This is a genomic window from uncultured Wocania sp. (assembly GCF_964021735.1).
In the GTDB taxonomy this organism is placed as follows: domain Bacteria; phylum Bacteroidota; class Bacteroidia; order Flavobacteriales; family Flavobacteriaceae; genus Wocania_A.
On sequence record NZ_CAXIBN010000150.1, the window covers coordinates 1 to 7646 of the forward strand.

A 7646-nucleotide genomic window follows, 5' to 3' on the forward strand; every position below is an offset into this window, starting at 1 on the left:
TACTGGGATAATTCCCAGAGCCCAAAACCATATTTTTTCTTCTAACTGCATGTATCTTTATTTGTTTGTCGCAGATTTGCTTCTACCACGAATTCACTAATTATTTTAAAAATGCTTTGTCTTTTCTCTATTTTCTATTATCTGTTTTTCTAAACAAAACTTCTAAAGAAAGTAAAACGTAATAGTAGCTCTAAAAGCAATAATAATCCTGCTAATAAGACTATAGGACGATACTTTTCTTCGTAATTATAGAATTTGAATTCTTCTATTTCTGTTTTTTCAAGTTTGTTTATTTCGTTATAAATGTCTTCTAGCTTTTTGTTGTTAGTCGCTCTAAAATATTTTCCACCTGTTACTTCGGCTATTTCTTTAAGTAATTCCTCATCAATTTCCACCTGTGCTCGTGCGTATTGAAAATTACCATTTGACAATACACTTACAGGTGTAAGGGCTGTTCCATTAGTTCCTATACCAATAGTATAGGTTTTTATTTCATATTCTAAAGCCAATTCGCTAGCAATCTTTGGGTCTATAAATCCAGAGTTATTAACCCCATCTGTCAATAATATAATAATTTTACTCTTTGCTTTACTGTCTTTTAAACGGTTTACCGAAGTCGCTAAACCCATGCCTATTGCTGTTCCGCCTTCAATAATAGTATTGTACTTTATATCTTTTAAAGACCGCAATACAATAGATTTATCGCTAGTTATAGGTGTTTTTGTAAAGCTTTCACCAGCGTATTCAACTAATCCAATTCTATCGTTTGGTCTACCTTTAATAAATTCTGCTGCTACTTTTTTTAAGGCCTCTAAACGGTTTGGCGATAAATCTTTAGCCAACATACTTGCCGAAACATCAATGGCCATTACAATATCGATGCCTCGTGTGGTTTTTGTTTTTGATGATACATCAACCGTTTGAGGTCTTGCAATAGCTGTTATTAATAATGCTAAGGCTATGAGTCTTAAAGCAAATAATAAGTGCTTTATTTTTGGCAACCACGAGTTCGTTATTTTAAACCCTTTTAAACTTGATATTTTAAGTTCTGCTGTTTGCTTTTTATGTTTCAATACATACCATAATATGGCTAATGGCAACAATAGCATTAACCAAAATAATTCTTTATTTAGAAATTGAATCCCTTCAAACATTATTCTTCTGCTTCTTTAAGTTCTACTGAATTTAAAATACGCTCCACCATTTCATCTGCATAGGTATCGTCTTTTGGACTTGTAATAATTATTTGTTGCAACACATTATTTGAAGTAAATTGAAGCAACACATAATTGGCTTCTTTAAGCTCCTTTGAGGTTAAACTAGGTGCTTTTAACGTTCCTGAAGTTTTTAATCCTTCTGCTCCATTTGGCGTTACAAACTTATCTCTTAATACAACAATGTCTTTTGCTCCCATAGCTTCCATCGATTTTATACTTCCTTCTGAAGATTTTTCTAAATCGATTTTATTTTCACCCATATTTTTATAAGTTGAGGTTGTTACACCTACACTAAAAACATCTAATAAAGTACCATACATAAAAGAAGTCATGCTTACTTGAGCTTTCATCTCTTCTGGAATAGGCAAATCTGTCCGCTTTAAAACTTTAGGTGTTGAAATGGTTACTGGCGGAAATCCGTAAGCACTAGTTACCCAATCGCCCTCTAAGAGTTCTTTACTTTCATGCCCGATAATAGTGTCTTTAACATAACTAAAACCATAATTTAGACCAAAACCGACAAAGGTTGCTATTAGTAAAAACAAACTTATAACTATAGTAATAATAACCTTTTTACGTTTCTTTTTGCGTTCTTGCTCTTCTTTATATTTAATATCTAAAAGCTTTTCTTCTTCGGTTGGTTCTGGCAACGCTTCTTTTACATGATCTATTTCTATATCAATTGTATTTCTATCTAATTTTGCTAATTCAACATCTGGTGTACCTTTTGCGAACTTTACTAAATCGGCACGTTTTAAAATACTTTCAAGATTTTTTATATCTTCTGTGCTTATATCTACTTGATTGCCTTCTTTTAACAAAGTTAATCTACTAATCAATTCGTCTGTAGTACTTTCTAAGGCACGATCGTAAACTTTTTCATCAAGATATTTTCTGATGATAAATGTAAGATCTGAATAGTAATCTTTTAAATTTTCGTGTTCTAAATAATGACTTTCATCTAGTTTTTTAAGAGCTAATTTGGCTCGATCATACGGAGGTAGTAAAGCCATTTGTTCTTCCTCTGAAAGTGGTTTTTTTCTCCAAATAAACCAGTAGATTAAAAATCCAATAATACTAATTATTAAGAGTGTTAATAATACATATTTCCACCAATTGCTTCCTGTTTTATCAACCTTAATAATGGGTTTTATATCGTACAACCCTTGTTTTGTAGTATCTACGGCAATATTATTAACTTCAACTTTTAAAGAATCTGTAAAAAAGGTTTTACTACCAATTATAACTTTTTGCCTAGGAATAGTATATGCTCCAGAATCAAATTGTGTTAAACCGTATTTTTTAATAAGATTGTATTTGTCGTTGTTTTTTAAAGTATCTACTTTATATGATTCTATCATTTCTAAAGGCGAAAATGTTTGCCCTTCTGGAAACACGACTAAACTTGTAGTATCGGTTTCAACTTGAATACGATAGGTAATTTGTTCTCCTATTTTTATGGAAGTAGAATCGACTGCTGAAGTTACTTGTGCGTTTAAAAACCAAGATGTTAGAACCAAGACAAAAGACAAAGCAATTTTATTAACTAACAAAGGAAAGCCTGAAGCTTGAAGCTTGAAGCTTGAAGCTTTCTTACTTATATTCTTTATATCTATTATAATTCTGCTTTCCATAATTAATATCTTCATACTTCTAACTTCGCACTTCGTGCTAATTACCCTCTTCTCTTAAAATATCCTAACAGCTTTTTTACGTAGCTTTCATCTACACGACAATCAATGGTTCCTGCTCCAGATTTTGTAAATGCTTCTTTATAATAATCTACTTTCTCACTATAGAATTTTCCGTAATTACGTCTTACTGTTTTTGATGATGTATTAACCAACATCAACTCGCCTGTTTCTTCATCTTGCATTTGTACCATACCTAAGTTTGGTATTTCTTCTTCGCGTTTATCGTAAACCCTTATGCCTGTAACGTCGTGTTTTCCCGAAACAATTTTCATAGTTTGATGATAATCATCTGCTATAAAATCAGACATTACAAATACGATGGCTTTCTTTTTCATCACATTCGATAAAAACTTTAATGCTTCAGCTATATTTGTTTGCTTATTTTCTGGATGAAATTCAATTAACTCACGAATAATACGCAATACATGAGAGCGCCCTTTTTTGGGTGGAATATAAAGTTCTACTTTATCAGAAAATAAAATCAACCCTATTTTATCGTTATTTTGAGTTGCAGAAAACGCTAAGGTTGCTGCAATTTCTGTAACCACTTCATTTTTAAACTGCTCTTGAGTACCAAACAATTCTGAGCCAGAAACGTCAACCATAAGCATCATGGTAAGTTCGCGCTCTTCTTCAAAAACTTTTACATAAGGCTCATTATAACGCGCTGTAACATTCCAATCGATACTTCTTACATCGTCTCCAAATTGATACTGACGCACTTCAGAAAAAGTCATACCACGACCTTTGAAAGTCGAATGATATTCGCCTCCAAAAATGTGATCAGACAAACGACGCGTCTTAATCTCTATTTTTCGTACTTTTTTAAGTAATTCTTTAGTATCCATTTTTTCAGTATGCAGTGTTCAGTATGCAGTAAGCAGTCCTAAAAATAGCATTCAGTATGAGTTTTCAGTTTTTTACATTTGAGTAAGCACTGAAGACTGATGACTAAATACTGCCAACTAATTAAGGGACTTCTATTTCGTTTACAATTTTGCTGATGATGTCTTCTGAGGTTACATTTTCAGCCTCAGCTTCATAAGTAATACCTATTCTGTGTCTTAAAACATCTTGAACTACAGCACGAACATCTTCTGGTATTACGTAACCACGACGCTTAATAAACGCAAAACATTTTGCAGCAGTTGCTAAATTAATACTACCACGAGGCGATGCACCAAATGAGATTAATGGTTTTAAATCGGCTAATTTATATTTCTCTGGGTAACGTGTAGCAAATATGATATCTAGGATGTATTTTTCAATTTTCTCGTCCATATAAACCTCTCGAACCACTTCTTGTGCTTTTAATATTTGAGCTACAGAAATTACTGGATTAACCTTATCCCAAGTGCCTTTCATGTTAGCACGCATAATTAATTGCTCTTCGGCTATTTTTGGATAATCGATAACGGTTTTAAGCATAAAACGGTCTACTTGAGCTTCTGGTAACGGATATGTTCCTTCTTGTTCTACTGGGTTTTGAGTTGCCATTACTAAAAATGGCTTATCTAAAATAAACGTTTCGTCACCAATAGTAACTTGTTTTTCTTGCATGGCCTCAAGTAAAGCCGATTGAACTTTTGCTGGTGCTCTGTTAATCTCGTCTGCTAAGACAAAATTAGCAAAAATGGGTCCTTTTTTTATCGAGAAATCATTAACCTTCATGTTATATATTAATGTTCCTGTAACATCTGCAGGCAGCAGGTCTGGTGTAAACTGTATTCTGCTAAAGCTTCCGTCTACCGCTTGTGCTAATGTGTTAATAGCTAAAGTTTTAGCTAAACCAGGAACACCTTCAAGCAAAATGTGTCCTTGCCCCAATAAGCCAATTAGCAAACGTTCCACCATATGCTTTTGCCCTACGATGACTTTATTCATCTCTAACATTAGTAAATCAACAAAAGCACTTTCCTTTTCAATTTTCTCGTTTATTGTCTTAATATCAATTGTACCTATTTCTTCCATCATTATTTATTTTATTAAAAGCACGAATATAATGCCCTTATTTGAGCATTGCAAATTGTTAAAATTTTTATTGTAAAGCTGTTAATAATTGGTTAAAATATTCAGGTTTATTGAGTTAATTATTTGTAAAAAGAAAGCGCAATACCAAATGGTATTGCGCTTTCTTTTTTATTTATGCTTTTAACTTTTTTATACTGCTACTAAAGTCACTGCTTCTAATGTTGTTTCTAGATTTGTTTCAACAACTACATTCTCAATATCTTGCGACACAAAACCTGTAGCACTAATACTTACAGTATAAGTACCTGCAGGAATAGTTTCTAACAAAAACGCTCCTGTTTCATTTGAATCTATACTTGCAATAATATTATTGTTCGTGTCTTTTACAGTTACTGATACCATGATATCGTTAGTTACATCTCCTCTTATTGAACCTGGCTTAAGCATAAGCTCTATAGGGTTAGGAATTACAGTAATTTCTCCATTTTTAACCAAAACATCTGTTGTATTTCCATATGAATAATCTGAAGCTTCATCAATTGGTTTTGCAATAACTTCGTAATTTCCAGCTGGCACACCCCATAATGCAAATGCTCCATTGGTTTCATTTGTATATGCACTAATAACAAAATCATCATCTGTTTCTGGCGTCCCTTTATCATCAATTAAAACCGATACAATAGATGGAACATTATTTGGAGAAACTGTGCCTTCAATAATTCCAGAGCTAGCCTCTGCACTTACATATAGAACAGGTTTTAAAATAATATTACCAGAGTTGCCTGCATGTACAATAGATTTTTCAACATCAAAATCTAAAATAAAATCATAGGTAAATCCTTCTTCAATAAGTGTATTTACTTTAAGTTTTAATCCTGATTGTTGTGCACTAGGTGTTTTTAATTCGAATGTTTCGTCTTCGTCATTTTCATTCTTTATAACAATAGTATTCCCATCTCCTAATACTAATCGCATTTGACTTAAAGTTCCTGCGGGAATTGGAAATTTTTCAACTAAAACCTTACTAAAGCCTCCTGTAAAATCTAATAAGTTTACAGTTTCGTTATTAGCATCAAGTGAAATCCATCCATTATCGTCATCGCTATCATTGTTCATTTTAATCATAACATCAACAATCTCGACATTAACAGCTTCGTAATCGCCAGGGGCGTCAACCAACCTTATAGATATTGTGGGTTGTTCTTTGTTTACAGCATTAGAATCATCATCATTACATGATACAAAAAGTGTTAAACATAAAAAAGGAATAATTAATTTAAGCTTTTTAATATTAATACTATTCATAGTCTTATCTTTTTAAAAATTTATAAATTACATCTTCATATACGTTAATAATGTACTTTGTGGATTATAAATAAAGGTTTTAATTGTGAATGTTTTTAGAATCCATGTTTATTATCAAAAATTTGAACTTGTTTTAAGTATTTTTATAGACGCATAAATAATATAAAATGAAAAAAATCGCCCTAATTACAGGAGCTACAAGCGGCATTGGTGAAGCCACCGCTTACGAATTTGCAAAACAAGGTATCAACTTAGTGCTCTGCGGAAGACGCTTAGAACGTTTAAATACCATTCAAAAAGCTTTGGAACGCTTAACCGATGTGCATATTCTCAACTTTGATGTTCGCGATAAAGATGAAACCTTTAAAGCTATTGAAAGCTTGCCAAAAGCATTCAGAAATATAGATATTCTTATAAATAATGCAGGAAACGCCCATGGTTTAGACCCTATACAAACGGGAAGTCTAGATGATTGGGATGCCATGATGGATATTAATGTGAAAGGGTTGCTTTATGTTAGTAAAGCTGTAATTCCGCAAATGACTGCCCGTAAATCTGGGCATATTATAAATATTGGATCTTCTGCTGGTAAAGAAGTGTATCCAAAAGGAAATGTATATTGTGCTAGTAAACATGCTGTTTTAGCCATTACTGAAGGCATGCGTATTGATTTAAACCCGTTTGGAATAAAAGTAGGATCTATAAATCCTGGGTTGGTTGAAACCGAGTTTTCGCAAGTACGTTTTAAAGGTGATGCTATTGCCGATAATGTTTACAAAGGTTTTAAAGCCTTACAAGCCAAAGATATTGCGGAGATTATTTATTTTACTATTTCGCGTCCACCACATGTAAATATTGCTGATTTGTTGGTATTTCCAACGGCTCAGGCTAGTTCTACTATAGTAAATAAATCTAAGTAGATTTATTTACTATAGTAGAACATTATTATTTTTAATTATTTATTCAAGTTACAATGGCACATCATAGTTCTTTTGAAAGTTTAGAGGTTTATAAAGAAGCCTCACTTTTTTGCGATAATATTTGGGATATTATAATAAACACATCACTTAAAAGCGACTATAAATTGAGAGAGCAAATTAATGGTTCTTCGGGTTCTGTTATGGATAATATTGCAGAAGGTTTTGGTAGAGGTGGCAATAAAGAATTCATTATGTTTTTGGGGTTTTCAAGAGGTTCGTGTTGCGAAACAAAAGCTCAATTATTAAGATGCTTTAAGAGAAACCATATTAATGAAACAACTTTTAAAAAACTAGATACCCAAGCAGAAGATCTCATTAATCAACTTTCAAAATTTATAAATTATTTAAAAACTCAAATCGCAAGGGCTCTAAATTCGATTGAATGTGAATAAATAATATTAATAAAAAATAGAGCATTTTAAGAATGATTAACAAACGCTTACTTATAAAACACCTTTTAGCTCATAACGATGAGAACA

General features: G+C 32.3%; 7 protein-coding genes. 2 read left to right on the top strand and 5 right to left on the bottom strand.

All coding sequences use genetic code 11. From position 1 onward, the window contains the following. Window positions 1-149: 149 nt before the first annotated feature. The 5 genes from AADI82_RS12030 to AADI82_RS12050 all read right to left on the bottom strand — a co-directional run bounded on the left by AADI82_RS12030 (window position 150) and on the right by AADI82_RS12050 (window position 6187). On the bottom strand, window positions 150-1154 hold the full coding sequence (locus AADI82_RS12030) for a VWA domain-containing protein (RefSeq protein ID WP_341216675.1): 1005 nt from the start codon (window positions 1152-1154) through the stop codon (window positions 150-152). Then, entirely contained in the window at window positions 1154-2866 is a 1713-nt protein-coding gene (locus AADI82_RS12035) for a hypothetical protein (protein ID WP_341216676.1), read from the bottom strand. The genes AADI82_RS12030 and AADI82_RS12035 overlap by 1 nt, the downstream gene beginning before the upstream one ends. Window positions 2867-2892: 26 nt before the next feature. Continuing rightward, entirely contained in the window at window positions 2893-3759 is an 867-nt protein-coding gene (locus AADI82_RS12040; protein ID WP_341216677.1) for a DUF58 domain-containing protein, read from the bottom strand. 121 nt (window positions 3760-3880) lie between these two features. Further along, window positions 3881-4882, bottom strand: a complete 1002-nt coding sequence (locus AADI82_RS12045; RefSeq protein ID WP_341216681.1) for a MoxR family ATPase — start codon at window positions 4880-4882, stop codon at window positions 3881-3883. Window positions 4883-5071: 189 nt separating this feature from the next. Further along, the gene (locus AADI82_RS12050; protein ID WP_341216678.1) at window positions 5072-6187 is read right to left on the bottom strand and encodes a DUF4382 domain-containing protein; all 1116 of its coding nucleotides are present in this window, start codon (window positions 6185-6187) and stop codon (window positions 5072-5074) included. A 167-nt stretch (window positions 6188-6354) separates the two neighbouring features. Between AADI82_RS12050 and AADI82_RS12055 the strand changes: the two genes are divergently transcribed. Then, complete coding sequence (locus AADI82_RS12055) at window positions 6355-7107, top strand: SDR family NAD(P)-dependent oxidoreductase (RefSeq protein ID WP_341216679.1); 753 nt, start codon at window positions 6355-6357, stop codon at window positions 7105-7107. 53 nt (window positions 7108-7160) lie between these two features. Further along, complete coding sequence (locus tag AADI82_RS12060; RefSeq protein WP_341216680.1) at window positions 7161-7559, top strand: four helix bundle protein; 399 nt, start codon at window positions 7161-7163, stop codon at window positions 7557-7559. Window positions 7560-7646: the final 87 nt, after the last annotated feature.